The following is a 1043-nucleotide window of genomic DNA, read 5'->3' as shown; positions in this document are numbered from 1 at the left end:
AGAGCCTAGTAAATAAGGGTTTCAGGTGTGTTGGTGCCGGGCGAGGCGGCGCGCCATCACGATGATCATCGCCCATTGGACCATTGCGGCGTGGTGCGCGGGTTGCCGTTCGTAGTCGCGGACGGTGCGTCGGCACCGGTTGATCCAGGAGAAGCTGCGTTCGACTGCCCATCTGCGGTGGTGGACGACGAAGGTGGTCTGCCCGGCGAGTTTGGCGACGATTCGCACGGTCAGGGCGAGGTGGGTGGTGGCCCAGGCGACGAGCTTTCCGGCGTAGCCGCTGTCGGCCCAGACCAGGCGGATGCTGGGAAAGCAGGCGTGTAACGCCTGTAGGAGGGGTCGGGCGCCGTCGCGGTCCTGCACGTTGCCGCCGGTGACCAGGACGGCGAGGAGCAGGCCGCAGGTGTCGACGGCGATGTGTCGTTTGCGGCCGTTGATCTTCTTCCCGGCGTCGTAGCCGCGGCTGGGCCGTCCGACGGTCTCCGCGCCGCGGATCGACTGGGAGTCGACCAGTGCGGCGCTCGGTTGCCGGTTGCGGTTCTCGACTCGCTGGCGGACCTGTTCGCGCAGGCTGTTGTGCATGCGGTGCAGGGTTCCGTTCGCGGTCCAGGTCTTGAAGTAGTGGTAGACCAGTTTGTGGTGGGGGAAGTCGGCTGGTAGCGCGTCCCACTGGCAGCCGGTGCGGTCGAGGTAGCGGATCGCGTCGACGATGTCGCGGCGGGGGTAGGTGATCGGTCGGCCGCGTCCGGTGCCGGCCGGGACGTGCGGGGCGAGGACGGCCCATTCGGCATCGGTGGTGTCGGACGGGTAGTGCCGTGGCCGGGCGGTGGGCAGGTGAGCATCGAGGGTGGCCGGGGTGGTGGATGCGGCGACGCCGGCGACAAGGTATACAGACAGGGTTGGGCCTTCGGTCGTGCTGGTTTAGTCGCCTTTGCTCGTACCGGAGGCCCTTCCTCATGTCACGCTGCCACGCCGGCACCACCACCACGGCCGATCTCCACGGCGCCCCCCGGATGGCCTGAAACCCTTATTTACCAGGCTCT

Annotated in this window: 1 protein-coding gene; it reads right to left on the bottom strand. The window is 67.7% G+C overall.

Features of this window, described 5'->3' with window-relative positions; all coding sequences use genetic code 11:
- Positions 1-21: 21 nt before the first annotated feature.
- A complete protein-coding gene (locus ACNAW0_RS30430; protein ID WP_416291489.1) occupies positions 22-834 on the bottom strand; it encodes an IS5 family transposase in 813 nt (270 codons plus the stop codon).
- Positions 835-1043 lie beyond the last annotated feature (209 nt).

This window comes from Micromonospora sp. SL1-18 (genome assembly GCF_047921505.1).
GTDB lineage: Bacteria > Actinomycetota > Actinomycetes > Mycobacteriales > Micromonosporaceae > Micromonospora.
This window is presented reverse-complemented; position numbering and strand designations above follow the sequence as displayed.